Source organism: Paenibacillus glycinis, from assembly GCF_009909185.1.
Taxonomy (GTDB): Bacteria; Bacillota; Bacilli; order Paenibacillales; family Paenibacillaceae; genus Paenibacillus_Z; species Paenibacillus_Z glycinis.
Genome location: NZ_JAAAMV010000007.1, coordinates 193,426 through 210,083, shown reverse-complemented (window position 1 = coordinate 210,083; position 16,658 = coordinate 193,426). Strand labels below are relative to the sequence as shown.

The window sequence follows — 16,658 nt, the reverse complement described above, 5'->3', positions numbered from 1 at the left end:
GGTCGCCTCGATGGTATCGGCAATCAAAGAATCCAAAGGGGACAAGCTCTTTCTTGTCCTGATCTACCTCTTCCTGACCGCGGCGCTGATCGTCGTGCTGTACCCGCTGATCTACATGCTCAGCGCCTCGGTCAGCACGCCCAAGTACGTGAATTCCGGCGAGATGTGGCTGCTGCCGAAAGGCTTGACGCTCGAAGGCTACAAGCTCGTGTTCGGCAACGCCAAGATTTGGACGGGCTACCGCAATACGATCGTCTATACGATCATCGGAACCCTGATCAACCTGGCGGTGACGCTGCCGGCCGCGTACGCGCTCAGCCGGAGCGACTTCTACGGACGGCGGCTCTTCATGATCGTGATCCTGATCACGATGTTCTTCAGCGGCGGCCTCGTGCCGACCTACCTGGTCGTGAAGAATCTCGGCCTGATCAACTCGATGTGGGCGCTGATCCTGCCGGTCTCGGCTTCCGTGTGGAACATCATCGTGGCCAGGACGTTCTTCCAGTCCACGATCCCGAAGGAGCTGCAGGAAGCCGCGCATATCGACGGCTGCACCAATATGCGGCTGTTCGTCCGCATCGTGCTGCCGTTGTCGGCCCCGATCATCGCGGTCATGGCGTTGTTCTACGGCGTGGGGCACTGGAACAGCTATTTCTCCGCCCTGATCTACCTCAACGAAGAGTCCAAGTTCCCGCTGCAGATGGTGCTTCGGCAGATCCTCGTGCTCCAGCAGATGGGCGCGGAGACGAACGGCGCGGTGCTGAGCGGCGAAGCGGCCAGTCTGGCCGCCTCCAAGGCGGAGATCGCCTCGCTCGTGAAATACGCGGTCATCATCGTGTCCACGCTGCCGATCATCGCCGTCTATCCGTTCCTGCAGCGCTATTTCGTGCAGGGCGTCATGATCGGCTCGGTGAAGGGCTAAGCAAGCAAGCGATTCCAAGCATGAATATCCGAAGACCCGGCCCTTCCCCGACACGGACGAACGGACGACACGCCGCATGGAGCCTGACGATCCGAGATTCGATGATAGGGAACCCGTCATCTTCGTTTATTATAAAAGGCATGCAATCAAAAGGAGGAGCACGGAATGAAGACAGGAAGAAGAGGGTTGAATCTTCTGCTGGCGGGCGCGATGCTGGCCGGCGTATTGTCCGGCTGCGGCTCGGCGGACAAAGAGACGGAAGGCAAGCCGAGCGCCGCCGCGGACAACGTGAACAAGGAAGGCTTTCCCGTGGTCAACGAGCCCCTGACGCTCACCATGATGGGCCCCGACGTGGGCATCCAGAATTGGGACAAGATGCCGCTGTTTCAAGAGATGGAGAAGCTGACGGGCATCCATATGGAGTTCCAAAACGCGCCGAAGGACGCCTTCGAAACGAAGAAAAGCCTCGTGTTCGTCAGCGGCACGTACCCCGATATTTTCTACGCGGCCGGGTTGACGCCGGCGGAGCAGATGAATTACGGCGAACAGGGCATTCTCGTCCCGTTGGAGGACCTGATCGAGGGGTACGCGCCCAACGTCAAGAAGATTCTCGACGACAATCCCGAGATCCGCAAATCGATCACCGCGCCGGACGGCCATATCTACGCGCTGCCGGTCATCGAGTTCAACCAGCCGTGGTACCGCAACCCGCTGTGGTACAACGGCGAATTCCTGAAAGCGCTCAAGGTCGACAAGCTGCCGGAAACCACCGAGGAGCTGTATACGTACCTGAAGCGGGTCAAGGACGAGGACCCGAACAAGAACGGCAAGCCCGACGAGATTCCGCTCTCCTCCGCTTCGCCCGGCAACAGCCTGCGCGATATCCGCACCTGGCTGCTCGGCGCCTTCGGCATCTATGAAGAGGAGATTTACGTAGACGACAACGACAAGGTTCACTATACCCCGATCGAAGCGGGCTACAAGGACTACCTGACGTACCTGAACCGTCTCTGGAACGACGGTCTGCTGGATCACGAGAGCTTCTCGCAAACGAGCGAGCAGCGCGAGGCCAAGGCGCGCAGCAACCAGCTCGGCTTGTTCTCGGCCTGGACGGCCTTCCAGATGATGGGCGAAGAGCCCAACACCGACGACCCGATGTTCAGCCCGGTGAAGAGCGACTCCGTGGATAAGCCGGCGATCGCCAAGAACAAGGGCATCAACACCGGCGCCTTCGCCATCTCGAAGACGAATCCGTCGCCCGAAGCCTCCATGCGCTGGGTCGACTATGCGTACTCCGTCGAAGGCGCGACCATGTTCAACAAAGGCCCGGAAGGCATCCTGTGGAAGTACACGGACAAAGCCAACTTCGTGAAGGAATACCTGCCCGTGCCGGACGGCGGCGACCGCGAGGAGTACCGTTCCAGGATCACGCCGAACTACGGCATTCCCGCGCCGACGATCAACCTGCCGGAGATCGACAAGGGCCTGCTCGGCGACGTGGACGCCTGGGTCGCCAACGAGACCAAGACCAAGCTGCTCGACCGCGGCGCCCGCATCCCGTTCCCGGTGCTGTTCCTGACGCCGGAGGAGCAGGCGGAAGTGACGTCCATGACGTCCGACCTTAACACGTACGTGCGTCAGATGGAAGCCAAGTTCGTCACCGGCGCCGAGCCGCTGACCGGCTGGGACGGCTACGTCGGCACGATCAAGAAGATGGGCGGCGACCGCATGGCCGAAATCTACCAAACCGCCTATGACCGCTGGAAGGGCAACTGATCCCAGTCCTTATCCCCTTATCCTCGCCCGAAAACTCTCCGAGGGTTCAAGCTGCCCGGAGAGTTTTTCTTTCCGCCGGAAGCCGGCGAACGGTGCCGTTCTCCCGATCCGGCCCGATGAAGGCCATAGAACCATAAGCGCAGAAGCTGCGCCTGCACAGGAGGAAGCATTCCATGAAAATCACGAGACACCCCGCCAACCCGATCGTGGTACCCGGCGAATTCGAATGGCGCAAGGCGACGGTCTTCAATCCGGCCGTTATCCTCGACGGGGATAAATTCTATATGATCGAGCGGACCGCCGGTTCGCTTACCCCTTGCAAAAACTACCTCGGCCTGCTGGAGAGCGAGGACGGCGTGCACTTCACCCACGTGAAGGACGAACCGGTCCTGACGCCGGACGAGCTGGGCTTCCCGTATGGCAGCGTGCAGGATCCGCGCGTCGTCAAGATCGACGGCACGTTCTACATGAACTATGCGCTGCGGCCGTGCGCGATGAATTACTACCCGACGAACACGGGCGTGCCGGAGCGCTCGTTCCCCAAGTACCCGGACGGCTGGGGCGAACAGGAAGGACATTGGCTGACCCGTTCCTCCATCGTCAAGTCGGACAACCTCGTCGATTGGGTGTTCGTCGCGGATACGACCGAGCTGGATATCAACGACCGCGACAACATCCTGTTCCCGGAGAAGATCAACGGCAAGTACGTCCTGCTGCGCCGGCCGGAGGAATACGTCGGCGAAGACTACGGCACGGAGAAAGCAGCCATATGGATCACGTACTCCGACGATCTGATTCATTGGGAGAAGCCGAAGCTCTTGGCCAAGGCCGGGAACATGGCCTGGGAATCCCGCAAGATCGGCGGTTCGACGCCGCCGGTCAAGACGGACAAGGGCTGGCTCGTGCTCTATCACGGCGTCGACGACCGGATCGTCTACCGGGTCGGCGCGCTGCTGCTCGATCTGGACAACCCGGAGAAGGTGATCGCCCGGACGCGCGATTTCATCATGGAGCCGGAGACGTACTACGAGAAGTTCGGCTACCAGATCCCGAACGTGATCTTCCCGACCGGCAATGTCGTGAAGGACGGTCTGCTGCATATCTATTACGGCGTTACGGATACGGCGATCGCGCTTGCGACGGTTCCGCTCGACGAGCTGGTGGCGCATATTTTGAACGAGGACGCTTAAACGACTTCAGGGCAAGGTTAGGCAATCGAGGGGCTTGAAGCTGAAGCATGAATAAGAGCCGTCCTCGCGTCGTACAACGGGGACGGCTCCGTTCGTTCTTGGGCGGCGCGTTACTTCGCTTCGGGGAGCGTCGCGATGCCGGCGCCGTGATGCTTGCGGTATTGGCCGGGGGTATAGCCGGTTTCCTTCTTGAATTTGCGGATGAAGTTCGGCGCATCCAGATAACCGACGCGCTCGATGATCTCCTTGAGCGGCGCGTTGGTATGGAGGAGCAGGCGGATCACTTCCTTGAGCCGGCATTGCCAGATGTACTCCGTGAAGTTGCAGCCGATCTTCTCTTTGAAGCTGCGGCTGAGATAGGAGGTGGAGGTATCGTATTTGAGGGCGATATGCTCCAAACTGAGCGTGTAGTCGGCGTAGTTCTGTTCGATGTAGGCGACGATCTCGTCCATGAGCGCCGGCTGGGCCGTCTCGGGATGGTTCGCGGCCGCGCCGCATATCCGCATGGCGAGCGAGCTCAGCTTGTTCTCCAGTCCCTCGAGCGTCTCGAAGGCATGCAGCGACGAGATATCGCCGCGCACCTCGTCCATGCCGAGCTCGGCGGCGGTCCGCAGCAGGGAATTGAGCATGTCGAAGCACAGACACCGCAGCAAGCCGACGGACAGCGTCTCGCCCTTGATCTTCGCCATCATGCTCGCGATCAGTTGGAGCGCGGTGGCTTCGTTGCCTTGCTTGAGGCTCTGCTCCAGCTTGAGCAGCCACTTCTTGGGGATCCAGAAGCTCTCGCCGGAAACGGCCGTTTCCGATAACGCCGTCAATTCCTCGAAGTACGCGATCCGGCCGCTATCCGTCAGCATCCGCTGCTCCAGCGCCGAGGCCGCCTCGAGAAACGATTGGTTCAATCCGGACAAGTCGTCGTACATGGCGCCGACGCCGAGATTGGGCCGCTTGGGCAGCCGCTGCGCCAACCGCCCGTCCAGCTCGTCGACGATCCGGCCGACGCGGCTCGCCTCGCCCGTTTCCGCAGGCGGCAGCAGCGTCACCATGAGGGCGAGCTGATGGGTGACGGACAACTCGACCCCGCAGATGCAGGCCCGCAGCTCGGGCAGCTCCAACCGGCTCAGCCAAGCGCGCAGCGCCTGCTGGTCCTCCCACGACTGCCCGCCGCCGTTCGGTTCGTCCAAGCTCAGGATGATCGCGAAGCAGCGGGCTTGCTCCGGCAGCTCCAGGCCGGACCGGACGATCATCCGCTCGATCTCGGGGTCGTCCGGCATGCCGTGCTTGAACAGCAGCATGAGGCATTGATTGCGCACGAACGGCTCCTGCATGTCGATGCGGGCGTGGTATTCGCGGATCGTCTGCTTGATCCAGTCCCATTCGTTGCGGCTCTTCGGCGTTTCCTTGGCGCCGCTCTGCAGCGAAGCGAACTCCAGCAGGTCGCGGATCGGATGGTATTGCCTTCTGGCGAGCAGCATCGCCGCGACGATGCCCGTCAGCGCCGCGAAGGCGAAGGCGAGCAGGATGATCGTGCGGATCTGCCCGACCCGCTCGAAGAACTGGTAGCTGGGAATCGCCGTGGCGTACGTCCAGCCGTTGACTTTGGACTTGACCGTGACGACCGAGTAGCGCTCGCCGCCCAGCTCCATGCCGTGGATGCCGGGCTCGAGCGCGGTCAGCGACGTCAGGTCGTGTCCGCGCAGGGCGTCGCCCCTGTAGTTGGCCGTCAGCACTTCGCCCGTGCCCGAGAAGATATAGCTGCTTCCGGAGAAGTCGTTCAGGATCGAATCCATGACGCCGGTCAGCTGGGCTTCTTTGATCAGATAGAGCACGGTGCCGTACGGGTAGGGATCGTTGGTCTTGATCGGGACGAGCATCGCCAGCATGGATTCGCCGCGCGACCGCACGATCGCGTTTTCGGCCGGACGCACGGTGTTGAACGTCGTATCGTTGAGCGCCTGTTTGATCTCCCCGGGCTGCCAGTGCTCGAAGCGGAACAGCTTGTCGAAGACGAGGTCGAGATCGGTCATTCCCGAATTGGAATAGATCCGGTCGTCGCCGCGGTAGTAGAGAAACAGCTCCTCCAGTATCGTGTTGTTGGTCTTGTACCGCGCCAGGGAGGCGATGGCGTCGCGGCCGTAGTACGGATGCGAGACCATGTACTTGGTGAGATGTTCGTCGAACGAGATATTGTTGGCGGTCTCCAGCAGGTTGGTCATCTGCGTGTCGATGGACAGCCGCACCTGGCTCAGCTGGTTGACGTTGGACTGCTCGATCTCGGCGCGCAGATTGGCCGTCGCGTTGCGGTAGATGACGAAGGTGACGCCTGAAAGCGGAACCAAGAATATGAGGATGTAAGAGAGCGTATAGGTCAGGAGCAATTTCGACTTGAAGCGGTTCCAAGTGAAGCGGATGCCCGATGTCATGCTGGACGGCTTAACGGATAATTTCACGATGACCTCCCGGAGATATGGCTTCTTGGCGTATTTTTGCACCCTGCGCGAGGCGTGACGGTGCATGATGGCTGTAAACCTCATGCCCCGAGAACCCGCCTGCCGTTCCGCCGGTGGCAAGGCGGAAATGCGGCTGATGCGCGCAAGAATGCGCTTTCTACAAGCGATTGGGTCTTGCTTCGTATGATGCGGGTCAGCCCGCGATATAGCGGATAAATTTGTTATTTATATAAACATTATAACGTTATGTTCATTTAATTACTAGAATATGTTAAGCTATGGAAAAAAGAGCGGACAACGTAACATGCGCTGTCAGCGAAAGGAATGACGCGTCAACGGCATGGGGATCGTACTGCGCAATATGAAACGGTTGGACGGACGAGAGGCGGATATCGTCATCGACGGCGGCAGGGTTGCCGCCGTCGTCGCCCCTGGGACGGGGGAAGGCGAAGTCGTCGCCGAAGGCGGCTATGTATCCGGCGGCTGGATCGACATGCACGTGCATGCTTTCCGCGAGCTCAAGCCGTACGGGGACGCGATCGACGAGATCGGCGTGAAGCAGGGCGTGACGACGATCGTCGACGCCGGCAGCTGCGGCGCGGACCGCATCGGCGAACTGCAGGCGGCAGGGAGCCGGTCGGCCACCCGGCTGCTGGCCTTCCTGAACATCTCGCGGATCGGGCTGGAGCGGGTCGACGAATTGTCGGATCCGGCTTGGATCGATGAGCAGGCCGTACGGGAGGCGGCGCGGGCATATCCGGCATTCCTCGTCGGACTCAAGGCGCGGATCAGCCGCAGCGTGGTGAGGGAGCAGGGGATCGAGCCGCTGAGGCGCGCCCGCCGGCTCTCCGAGATGACGGGATTGCCCTTGATGGTCCATATCGGTTCGGGGCCGCCGGCGATCGACGAGGTGATCGGGCTGCTGGCGCGCGGGGATATCGTCACCCATTATCTGAACGGCAAAGCCAACAACCTATTCGACGGGCAAGGCCGGCCGCTGCCCGAGCTGACGGAGGCGATCGCGCGCGGCGTGCGTCTGGACGTCGGCCACGGGTCGGCAAGCTTCTCGTTCCGCGTGGCGGAGCAGGCCCGTGCGGCCGGCGTGCCGCTGCACACCATCAGCACGGACATCTACGAACGCAACCGGCTGCACGGGCCGGTCTACAGCCTGGCCGACGTGATGAGCAAGTTTCTCCATCTCGGCTACGGCCTGCGGGAGGTCGTGGACGCCGTGACGGTCCATGCGGCGGGATGGCTCGGCCGGCCGGAGCTCGGCGAGTTGAAGGTCGGCGGACCGGCCGACCTGACGCTGTTCGACGTCGTGCGGGGCGGCAGGACGCTGGTGGATTCCGAAGGGGAGACGCGTACGGCGGATACCTATATTCAAGCCAAGGGAGCGGTTATCGATGGATCATACTTTGCATGCTAAATACGGATTGAAACGCGTCGTCAACGCCAGCGGCCGGATGAGCATCCTCGGCGTCTCGGCGCCGACCGACGGCGTCATGGCGGCGATGAGAACGGGCGGCCAAAGCTACGTGGAAATGGCCGATCTGGTAGACAAGTCCGGCGCGTACGCGGCGAAGCTGCTGCATGCCGAAGACGCGGTCGTCGTCAACTCCGCCTCGAGCGGGATCGCCGTGACCGTGGCGGCCGTCGTCACGCGCGGCGACGAGCGGGCGAGCCTCAAGCTCCATCAGGAGCTGCCCGAGCAGAACGAGATCATCCTGTTCAAAGGGCATAACGTCCAATACGGCGCTCCGGTGGAGACGATGGTCGCGCTGGGCGGCGGCAAGCTCGTCGAGGTCGGCTACGCCAACGAAGGGCGCAAGGAGCATCTGGAGATGGCGATCAACGCGCGCACGGCGGCGATCCTGTTCGTGCAGTCGCATCATTGCGTCCAGAAGAACATGATCAAGGTCGTGGATGCCTGGGAAGTCGCGCGGCGCCGCGGCGTGCCGCTCATCGTCGATGCCGCGGCCGAGGAGGATCTGCGCAAGTATACGGCTTGCTCGGACCTGGTCATCTTCAGCGGCTCGAAGGCGATCGAAGGCCCGACCTCCGGCATCGTGGCAGGCAAAGCCGCTTATGTCGGCTGGGTCAAGACACAGCTGCATGGCATCGGCCGCAGCATGAAGGTGGGCAAGGAGTCGATCTTCGGGCTGCTGCAGGCGCTGGACGAGTATTTCGTCAAAGCGGACAAGAGCGGGGAAGAGCGCGCGGCGCTGGCGGCGCTCGACGAGCTGAACGCGCTGCCCGGCGTGAGCGTCTCCCTCGTGCAGGACGAGGCCGGACGGGCGATCTACCGCGGACGCGTCAAGATCGACGAAGCGGCGGCAGGCTTGTCGGCGCGGGCGGTCAACGACGGGCTTCGTGGCGGAGACATTGCGGTCTATACGCGGGACTACGGCTTGGCGCAGGGGTACTTCGACCTCGATCCGCGTTCGTTGCAGGGCGACGATCTGCGCGTGATCATCGCGCGGATCCAAGACATTATCGGAGGTGAACGCTAGTGGCAGGCATCTACAACCGACTTTACAAAAACAGAGCAGCGCTTAACGTGCTGGCGGGCAGCATCGACAATGCGCGCGCGATCTACGAAGCGGCGGAAGGCCATGTCGTGATCGGCGTGCTGTCCAAGGCGTATCCCGACGCTCCGGCGGCGGTAGAAGCCATGAAACGATACGGCGCGGCTATCGAGGACGCGGTATCGATCGGCCTCGGCGCGGGAGACAACCGCCAAGGCGCGGTCGTGGCCGAGATCGCCAAGTCGTACGCGGGCAGTCACATCAATCAGATCTTCCCGGCCGTCGGCGCCACCAGCGCGAATCTGGGCAGCCGCGAGAGCTGGATCAACGCGCTCGTGTCGCCTTGCGGCCGGCCGGGCTACGTGAACGTCTCGACGGGCGTGCACAGCGCAGCCGCCGAGGATAAAGCCATCGTCCCGGTCAAAGCCGCGATCGCGCTCGTGCGGGACATGGGCGGCCACGCGCTGAAATACTTTCCGATGCAGGGACTCCAGCTGGAGGAAGAATACCGCGCCGTCGCCAAGGCTTGCGGCGAGGAGGGCTTCGCGCTGGAGCCTACCGGCGGCATCGACCTCGGCAACTTCGGCCGGATCCTCGAGATCGCGCTGGATGCGGGCGTTCCGCAGGTGATCCCGCATGTCTATTCGTCGATCGTGGATCCGGCAAGCGGCGATACGCGAATAGAGGATGTGCGGACGCTGCTCGCCGAGCTGAAAGCGCTGGTCGATCGCCATGTCTAGGATCGCCGCGTTCGGCGAAGTGATGATGCGCCTGGAGACGCCGGGCTTCTCGACGTTGTCCCAAAGCGGCAATCTCGCGTATTCCTTCTCGGGGACCGGGGTCAACGTCGCTTCGGCGTTGGCGCGCTTCGGCCATGAGACGTATCTGGCCAGCACGCTGCCGGACAATTCGCTCGGCGAAGCCGCGCTCGCCTACCTGCGCAAGCTGGGCATCCAGACGACGTTCGTGAACCGGGGCGGCCGGTATATCGGGATGTATTTCCTGGAGCGCGGCTTCGGGATCCGACCCGGCAAGGTAACCTACACGGACCGGCTCGGCAGCAGCTTCAACACCGTGCCCCGCGCCCCGGAAGACTGGGTGCGGATCGCCGATTCGGTGGACGCGGTGCATCTCTGCGGCATCACGCTGGCGATGAACGAGCTGGCCCGCACGCAGATCAAGCAGCTGGCCCGCGCGGTCAAGAGCCGCCGCGGCACGGTGATCTTCGACTGCAACTATCGTCCTTCGTTATGGGGCGACGGCGGTTATGCGCTGGCTGCGCCGCACTATCGCGAGATGCTGGAGCTGGCGGATATCGTCTTCATGAACGAGAAGGACGCGCTGCTGACCCTCGGCATGCCGAGCGGCGGCACGGATCGGCTGGCGCAGCTGCGCGAGCTTATCCCGCAAGTGGCGAAGCAGTACGGGATCGGCACGATCGCCGGCACGCATCGGCAGGTGAATGGCGACAACACCCATACGCTGACCGGCTATTCGTATACGGAAGGGGCCTTTTGGTTCGCCCAGCCGTCCACGTTCTCGGTGTACGACCGGGTCGGCGCGGGCGATGCGTACGCGAGCGGAATCATCCATGCCGCCCTGCGCGGCGATGCGCCGCAATACGCGGTCGATTACGCGACGGCCGCGGCGGTGCTGGCGCACACGGTGCACGGCGATACGCCGATGGCGGCGGAGGCCGAGGTCGTGAAGGCCATGTCCCGCACGGCCGGCGACGTGGAGCGGTGAGACGGGGACCGGAGAAAGGGGAGCAAGGATGAGCATCTCGCGCAAGAAAGGCCCGCTGTATCTGCAGGTCAAGAAGATCGTCAAGGACCGCATTCTGCACGGGATCTATCCGATGGGCGGCCATATTCCCCCGGAGCCGCAGCTGGAGAAGGAGTTTAACGTCAGCAAGATGACGGTGCGCAACGCGATCCGCGAGCTGGCGGAGGAAGGCTACGTCGAGAAGAAAAGCGGCGTCGGCACCATCGTCCTCACCAACATGTCGATCTCCCGCCTGTCCAAGGGCAAGCGGTTCACCGAGCTGCTGGTGGAGGAAGGGCATCGCTTGGAGAAACGGCTGCTCGTTACGGCCCGCGAGCGGCTGGATCCGGGAACGGAGCTGCACGGCCTATTGGGAGCGGAGGCGATTCGCGTCGAACGGCTGTATGTGCTGAACGACCGTCCGTACATTCACATCCTGCACTACCTGGCCGATGCCGTACTATCGAAGGCGGAGCAGGCGGAGGGCGAGTTGCCGTTCGAGTCGTTGTACGATTTGCTGGAGGAGCAGGGGATCGCGCTGGACAACTTCCGCGACGCGTTCTCGGTCGGCGCGGCCTCGGCGGAGACGGCGAGCGTGCTCGGCCTATCCGCGGGGACGCCTCTGCTCGTGCGGCTGCGCCGCACCTATGACGTCGAGGGGCGGCTGGTGGAGTACAGCATCGGCTATTATCAGACGGGCCTGCAGCCGTATCTGGTCAGTTACGATACGTAGGGCCGGGCAAGACTGGAAAAGGCTTAAGCAGATTTACTTGCTTAAGCCTTTTTGTTTGTTTTTTTATAAAAACGAGTAAACGAAGTGAAAAGATTTAAAGCGCTTTCACCTGTATGATTTGTCTATCAACCCATTCCATTCACAAATCGAGAGGGGATAGACAGAAATGAAAAAGATGTTATCGATCTTGATGGTAACCGTATTCATCGTCGTGCTCGCGGCTTGCGGCGCGAAGAGCAACGACACGAGCAATAGCAACAGCACCGGCGGCAATGGCGGCGAAAAAGCAGCAAACAGCAACGCGTCCGGCGCCAACAACACGGCGAGCGCGAACGCGGATGCATCCGCCGAAAAAGGCAAAATCGGCATCGCCATGCCGACGAAATCGTCGGAGCGCTGGGTGGGCGACGGCGCCAACATGAAGAAGGAATTCGAAACGCTCGGTTATACGGTAGACCTTCAATATGCGGAGGATGTCATCGAGAACCAGGTTTCACAAATCGAGAACATGATTACGAAGGGCGTCAAGGTGCTTGTCATCGCCGCGATCGACGGCGAGTCGCTGACGGACGTGCTGCAAAAAGCGGCGGACGCGAACATTCAAGTGATCGCTTACGACCGTCTGATCAAAAACACCGAGCATGTCAGCTACTACGCTACCTTCGATAACTTCAAAGTAGGCGTGCTGCAAGCCTCCTATCTCGAAGAGAAGCTTGGCCTGAAGGACGGCAAAGGGCCGTTTAACATCGAACTGTTCGCCGGCTCTCCGGACGATAACAATGCGTACTTCTTCTTCGACGGCGCGATGTCGGTTCTGAAGCCTTACATCGACAGCGGCAAGCTGGTCGTGAAGAGCGGCCAGACGAAGATGGAGCAGGTCGCAACCCTGCGTTGGGACGGCGCGACCGCACAATCCCGGATGGATAACCTGCTGAGCGCGAATTATGCCAGCGACACGGTAAACGCCGTCTTGTCGCCATACGACGGAATCAGTATCGGCATTATCTCCTCCCTGAAAGGGGTAGGCTACGGCACGGCGGATAAACCGATGCCGATCATCACGGGCCAGGACGCCGAGGCCGCTTCGGTGAAATCCATCATTGCCGGCGAACAAACCTCCACGATCTTCAAGGATACCCGCGAGCTTGCGAAAGTAGCGGTAGGCATGGCGCAAGCGGTGATCGAAGGCAAAGAAGCGGAAGTCAACGACACGAAGACGTACGACAACGGCGTGAAGGTCGTTCCATCCTTCCTGCTGGAGCCGGTATCGGTCGACAGCGCCAACTACAAGCAAGTGCTGGTCGATTCGGGCTACTACACCGAAGACGAATTGAAATAAGCGCCTTTGAAATAAAGCGCATCGAAGCATTGCGGCAGCCCAATGATTTAGCGACGGCCCCAACGCCGTTGCTAGATCATTTTCCGTATTCCTTATCTAACTGAAGGCGTGGTGACGGCTTTGACGGATATCTTGCTCGAAATGCGGGGAATCACCAAAACCTTTCCGGGCGTAAAGGCGCTCGAGAACGTGAACCTGAAGGTAAAAGAAGGCGAAGTGCACGCGCTTATGGGAGAGAACGGCGCGGGCAAATCGACGCTGATGAAGGTGCTCTCCGGCGTATATCCGTTCGGATCCTATGAAGGCGACATTTTATTCAAGGGCAAAGCCTGCGAATTTAAAGATATCGGAAGCAGCGAGCGGCTTGGCATCGTCATCATCCACCAGGAGCTTGCGCTTATTCCGCAGCTGTCCGTGGCTGAAAATATCTTTCTCGGCAACGAGCGGGCAAGGCGCGGCATCATCGACTGGAACGAGACGGTGCTGAAGACGCGCGAGCTGCTCGGCACGGTCGGCTTGTCCGAATCCCCGAACACGCTTGCAGGGACGATGGGGGTAGGCAAGCAGCAGCTGGTGGAGATCGCAAAGGCTTTATCGAAGGAAGTAAAGCTGCTTATCCTGGATGAACCTACCGCGGCGCTTAATGAAGAGGACAGCGAGAATCTGCTGAATCTGATCCTGGCGTTCAAGAAACAGGGGCTGACGTCCATCATCATTTCTCACAAGCTGAACGAGATTATGAAGGTTGCCGACTCGATCACGATTCTGCGCGACGGCCAGACAATCGAGACGTTGCGGGTCCGGGAGGATCGGATTACCGAGGACCGGATCATTAAAGGGATGGTTGGACGCGATCTGACGCATCGTTATCCGGAGCGGGAGCCGAATATCGGCGATATCCTGTTCGAGGTCAAAGACTGGAACGTCTATCATCCGCAGCAATCGGAACGGAAAGTGATCGACGACGTCAGCTTCCAGGTTAACCGCGGCGAGATTGTCGGCATCGCGGGGCTGATGGGGGCAGGGCGCACGGAGCTCGCGATGAGCATATTCGGTCAATCCTACGGGAAAAAAATCAGCGGCCGGCTGTTCAAGGACGGCAAGGAAATTCGGCTGCCCGATATCAGCACAGCGATCGACGCGGGCATTGCTTACGTAACCGAGGACCGCAAGGAATACGGGCTTATCCTGATGGACGATATCAAACGCAATACGACACTTGCCAACCTTTGGGGCATTTCCAAATGGTTCGTGGTGGACGATTACCGAGAGATGACCGAGGCGGAGGGCTTCCGCAAGAAGCTGAACATCAAGACGCCAAGCGTCCATCAGAAAACGGGCAACCTGAGCGGAGGAAATCAACAGAAGGTCGTGCTGAGCAAATGGATTTTTACCGGTCCGGATCTCCTTATTCTCGATGAACCGACCCGGGGTATCGACGTAGGGGCAAAATACGAGATTTACACCATTATCAATCAGCTGGCGGAACAAGGGAAAGGCATACTGATGATTTCCTCGGAGCTGCCGGAGCTGCTCGGAATGTGCGACCGGATCTACGTCATGAACGAAGGCCGCTTTACCGGGGAAGTGCCAAGGGCTGGAGCCAGCCAGGAGACGCTTATGAAATACATGACGAGAAGCAGGAGGTAGGACAGCATGGAAACCGCTCTGAAATTAATTCGCAGCAACATCCGGCAGTACGGCATGTTTATCGCCTTGATCCTGATCATGCTGCTCTTTCAGTTTTTATCCGACGGCATTCTGCTGAAGCCGCTTAATATTACGAACCTTATTTTGCAGAACAGCTATATTCTTATTTTGGCCATTGGCATGCTTCTCGTCATTATCACCGGCCATATCGATCTTTCCGTCGGTTCCGTTGCGGCATTCGTCGGCGCGGTATCGGCCATCATGATGGTCAAGCACGGGATGTCCTTCCCGGTGGCGATGGTGCTTTCGCTCGCGTTCGGCGCTATCGTCGGCGCTTGGCAGGGATTCTGGGTTGCCTACGTGCGGGTTCCGTCCTTCATCGTCACGCTGGCGGGGATGTTATTATTCCGCGGCCTTACGATGCTGGTGCTGGACGGCAAGTCGGTAGCTCCGTTCCCGCAGGGCTTTCGCTCCATAAGCACCGGATTCCTGCCGGACATCCCGGGCGGCCGGGACATTCATCTGCTCACGGTGTCGATCGGAATCGTTCTGTCCATGCTGTACGTCTTTATGGAGTGGCGCGGACGCCTGGTTCAGAACAGATACAAGCTCGAGCTGCTGCCGATTCCGTTCTTCCTGATCAAGCTTGCGGCCGTGGCGGCGATCACGAACTTGTTTACGTACGTGCTTGCTTCCTACAAAGGTCTTCCGAACATTCTCGTCATGCTGTTTATCCTGATTGCCTTGTACACCTTCGTGATGCGCAAAACGGTCATGGGCCGTCATATCTACGCGCTTGGCGGCAATGAGAAGGCGGCAAGACTGTCCGGGGTAAAGACGAAAAAGACGACCTTCTGGGTCTTCGTCAATATGGGCGTGCTTGCCGCCCTTGCGGGTCTCGTGTTTGCGGCAAGGCTGAACGCAGCCACTCCGAAGGCAGGGGTGAACTTCGAGCTGGATGCCATCGCGGCGGTCTTTATCGGCGGGGCTTCGGCAACGGGCGGCGTGGGTACGGTAATCGGGGCCATGGTCGGCGGTCTCGTGATGGGCGTCATGAATAACGGGATGTCCCTTGTCGGACTCGGCATCGATTACCAGCAGGGCATCAAGGGTCTGGTGCTGCTGCTGGCGGTCGCTTTCGACCTCTATAACAAAAACAAATCCGCTTCATAACAGAGCGCCCCTTAGCGCGTCCAAACACTTCTTGTGTCTGGACGCGCTAAACTGCTATGTTAATGAAAGCGATTTTTTGCATAAATAGGGGGAATCCGGGTGAAGAAGCTGTTGCTCGTCTATATCGTGCTGATCGGGACGTTGATGGCTTATTTGTATATGGTATTCGTCAAGGAAGACGACAGCGGACTTTTGGACGAACCCGAAGGGCTGCACGGCACGCTCGACGAGAAGTACGTGATGGTGAATTTTCTGGCCGGCATCGATTATTGGAAAAACGGGCTAAAAGGCTTCGAGGACGCGGCGGAAGCGCTCGGCGTATCGGTCGAATACCGGGGCTCCACGCAATACGACGTGCAGGAGGAAGTCATGGTGCTCGAGCAGGTTATCGCGCGGAGTCCTGCGGGAATAGCGGTAAGCGCCATCGATTCCGAGGCGCTGAACCCGGCGATCGATAAGGCGGTAGAGGCGGGCATTCCCGTCGTGATGTTCGACGCGGACGCGCCGCGCAGCAAAGCCTATTCCTACATCGGGACCAACAACTATAACGCCGGGGTAACGGCAGCCCGAAAGATGGCCGAGCTGACGGGCGGAGCCGGCAAGGTCGTCGTCGTCACGCTGCCGAATCAATTGAACCATCAGGAGAGGACCAGAGGCTTCGAGGAGACGCTGGAGAAGGAATTCCCCGATCTTCGGCTGGTCGAGACTGCGGATGGCAAAGGCGACCAGATGATATCGGAGCAGAAGGTGCGCGATCTGTTGAACAAATTCCCGGATCTAAGCGGCATATTCGTAACGGAGGCGAACGGCGGGGTCGGCGCGGGGAATGCCATTTTGCGCTTGAACAAACTGGGCCAGGTAAAGATCATCAGCTTTGACACGGATAAAGGAACGCTGGATATGGTCAAGAGCGGCACGATTTCGGCGACGCTCGCGCAGGGGATATGGAATATGGGGTATTGGTCGCTTATGCAGCTGTTCCATCTCCGCAACCATCTCGTAAATCCGATGTCGAATAACAGGGATTCCAGCATTCCGCCGCTGCCGACGAACGTCGATACGGGCATTACGGTCGTGACCCCCGACGACGTAGACCGGTTTTATGCCAAGTAACAGGTAAAGGGAGCGCCGAT

The 16,658-nt window shown here is 60.1% G+C and carries 13 protein-coding genes; 12 read left to right on the top strand and 1 reads right to left on the bottom strand.

All coding sequences use genetic code 11. From position 1 onward, the window contains the following. Positions 1 to 10: 10 nt before the first annotated feature. The 3 genes from GT019_RS12090 to GT019_RS12080 all read left to right on the top strand — a co-directional run bounded on the left by GT019_RS12090 (position 11) and on the right by GT019_RS12080 (position 3,888). Positions 11 to 922 (top strand): carbohydrate ABC transporter permease, encoded by a 912-nt coding sequence (locus tag GT019_RS12090; RefSeq protein ID WP_161743405.1) that lies wholly within the window; start codon positions 11 to 13, stop codon positions 920 to 922. Between the two features lie 165 nt (positions 923 to 1,087). Then, on the top strand, positions 1,088 to 2,698 hold the full coding sequence (locus tag GT019_RS12085) for an extracellular solute-binding protein (RefSeq protein WP_161743404.1): 1,611 nt from the start codon (positions 1,088 to 1,090) through the stop codon (positions 2,696 to 2,698). Positions 2,699 to 2,871: 173 nt separating this feature from the next. Next, entirely contained in the window at positions 2,872 to 3,888 is a 1,017-nt protein-coding gene (locus GT019_RS12080; protein WP_161743403.1) for a glycoside hydrolase family 130 protein, read from the top strand. A 110-nt stretch (positions 3,889 to 3,998) separates the two neighbouring features. Here GT019_RS12080 and GT019_RS12075 read toward each other — a convergent pair whose 3' ends face one another. Continuing rightward, a complete protein-coding gene (locus GT019_RS12075) occupies positions 3,999 to 6,338 on the bottom strand; it encodes a helix-turn-helix domain-containing protein (RefSeq protein ID WP_161743402.1) in 2,340 nt (779 codons plus the stop codon). A 340-nt stretch (positions 6,339 to 6,678) separates the two neighbouring features. Between GT019_RS12075 and GT019_RS12070 the strand changes: the two genes are divergently transcribed. The 9 genes from GT019_RS12070 to GT019_RS12030 all read left to right on the top strand — a co-directional run bounded on the left by GT019_RS12070 (position 6,679) and on the right by GT019_RS12030 (position 16,638). Further along, complete coding sequence (locus tag GT019_RS12070) at positions 6,679 to 7,767, top strand: amidohydrolase/deacetylase family metallohydrolase (RefSeq protein WP_161743401.1); 1,089 nt, start codon at positions 6,679 to 6,681, stop codon at positions 7,765 to 7,767. Beyond that, positions 7,745 to 8,851 (top strand): DgaE family pyridoxal phosphate-dependent ammonia lyase, encoded by a 1,107-nt coding sequence (locus GT019_RS12065; protein WP_161743400.1) that lies wholly within the window; start codon positions 7,745 to 7,747, stop codon positions 8,849 to 8,851. Before GT019_RS12070 ends, GT019_RS12065 begins: the two co-directional genes overlap by 23 nt. Then, entirely contained in the window at positions 8,851 to 9,606 is a 756-nt protein-coding gene (gene dagF / locus GT019_RS12060; RefSeq protein ID WP_161743399.1) for a 2-dehydro-3-deoxy-phosphogluconate aldolase, read from the top strand. Before GT019_RS12065 ends, dagF begins: the two co-directional genes overlap by 1 nt. Continuing rightward, on the top strand, positions 9,599 to 10,612 hold the full coding sequence (locus GT019_RS12055) for a sugar kinase (protein WP_161743398.1): 1,014 nt from the start codon (positions 9,599 to 9,601) through the stop codon (positions 10,610 to 10,612). The genes dagF and GT019_RS12055 overlap by 8 nt, the downstream gene beginning before the upstream one ends. Before the next feature lie 28 nt (positions 10,613 to 10,640). Next, on the top strand, positions 10,641 to 11,363 hold the full coding sequence (locus tag GT019_RS12050) for a GntR family transcriptional regulator (protein WP_161743397.1): 723 nt from the start codon (positions 10,641 to 10,643) through the stop codon (positions 11,361 to 11,363). 166 nt (positions 11,364 to 11,529) lie between these two features. Beyond that, the gene (gene chvE, locus GT019_RS12045; RefSeq protein ID WP_161743396.1) at positions 11,530 to 12,702 is read left to right on the top strand and encodes a multiple monosaccharide ABC transporter substrate-binding protein; all 1,173 of its coding nucleotides are present in this window, start codon (positions 11,530 to 11,532) and stop codon (positions 12,700 to 12,702) included. A 120-nt stretch (positions 12,703 to 12,822) separates the two neighbouring features. Beyond that, positions 12,823 to 14,352, top strand: coding sequence for a multiple monosaccharide ABC transporter ATP-binding protein (gene mmsA / locus GT019_RS12040; protein ID WP_161743395.1), 1,530 nt, complete (start codon positions 12,823 to 12,825; stop codon positions 14,350 to 14,352). A 6-nt stretch (positions 14,353 to 14,358) separates the two neighbouring features. Beyond that, positions 14,359 to 15,525: a multiple monosaccharide ABC transporter permease gene (mmsB, locus tag GT019_RS12035; protein WP_161743394.1), complete on the top strand. Its 1,167-nt coding sequence runs from the start codon at positions 14,359 to 14,361 to the stop codon at positions 15,523 to 15,525. A 99-nt stretch (positions 15,526 to 15,624) separates the two neighbouring features. Continuing rightward, complete coding sequence (locus tag GT019_RS12030; RefSeq protein ID WP_161743393.1) at positions 15,625 to 16,638, top strand: substrate-binding domain-containing protein; 1,014 nt, start codon at positions 15,625 to 15,627, stop codon at positions 16,636 to 16,638. Positions 16,639 to 16,658 lie beyond the last annotated feature (20 nt).

What these genes read in the sequence shown, in the direction of transcription:
- GT019_RS12090 (WP_161743405.1), top strand. Translation starts at nt 11, where the DNA reads ATGGTATCGGCAATCAAAGAATCCAAAGGGGACAAGCTCTTTCTTGTC.
- GT019_RS12085 (WP_161743404.1), top strand. Translation starts at nt 1,088, where the DNA reads ATGAAGACAGGAAGAAGAGGGTTGAATCTTCTGCTGGCGGGCGCGATG.
- GT019_RS12080 (WP_161743403.1), top strand. Translation starts at nt 2,872, where the DNA reads ATGAAAATCACGAGACACCCCGCCAACCCGATCGTGGTACCCGGCGAA.
- GT019_RS12070 (WP_161743401.1), top strand. Translation starts at nt 6,679, where the DNA reads ATGGGGATCGTACTGCGCAATATGAAACGGTTGGACGGACGAGAGGCG.
- GT019_RS12065 (WP_161743400.1), top strand. Translation starts at nt 7,745, where the DNA reads ATGGATCATACTTTGCATGCTAAATACGGATTGAAACGCGTCGTCAAC.
- GT019_RS12055 (WP_161743398.1), top strand. Translation starts at nt 9,599, where the DNA reads ATGTCTAGGATCGCCGCGTTCGGCGAAGTGATGATGCGCCTGGAGACG.
- GT019_RS12050 (WP_161743397.1), top strand. Translation starts at nt 10,641, where the DNA reads ATGAGCATCTCGCGCAAGAAAGGCCCGCTGTATCTGCAGGTCAAGAAG.
- chvE (WP_161743396.1), top strand. Translation starts at nt 11,530, where the DNA reads ATGAAAAAGATGTTATCGATCTTGATGGTAACCGTATTCATCGTCGTG.
- mmsB (WP_161743394.1), top strand. Translation starts at nt 14,359, where the DNA reads ATGGAAACCGCTCTGAAATTAATTCGCAGCAACATCCGGCAGTACGGC.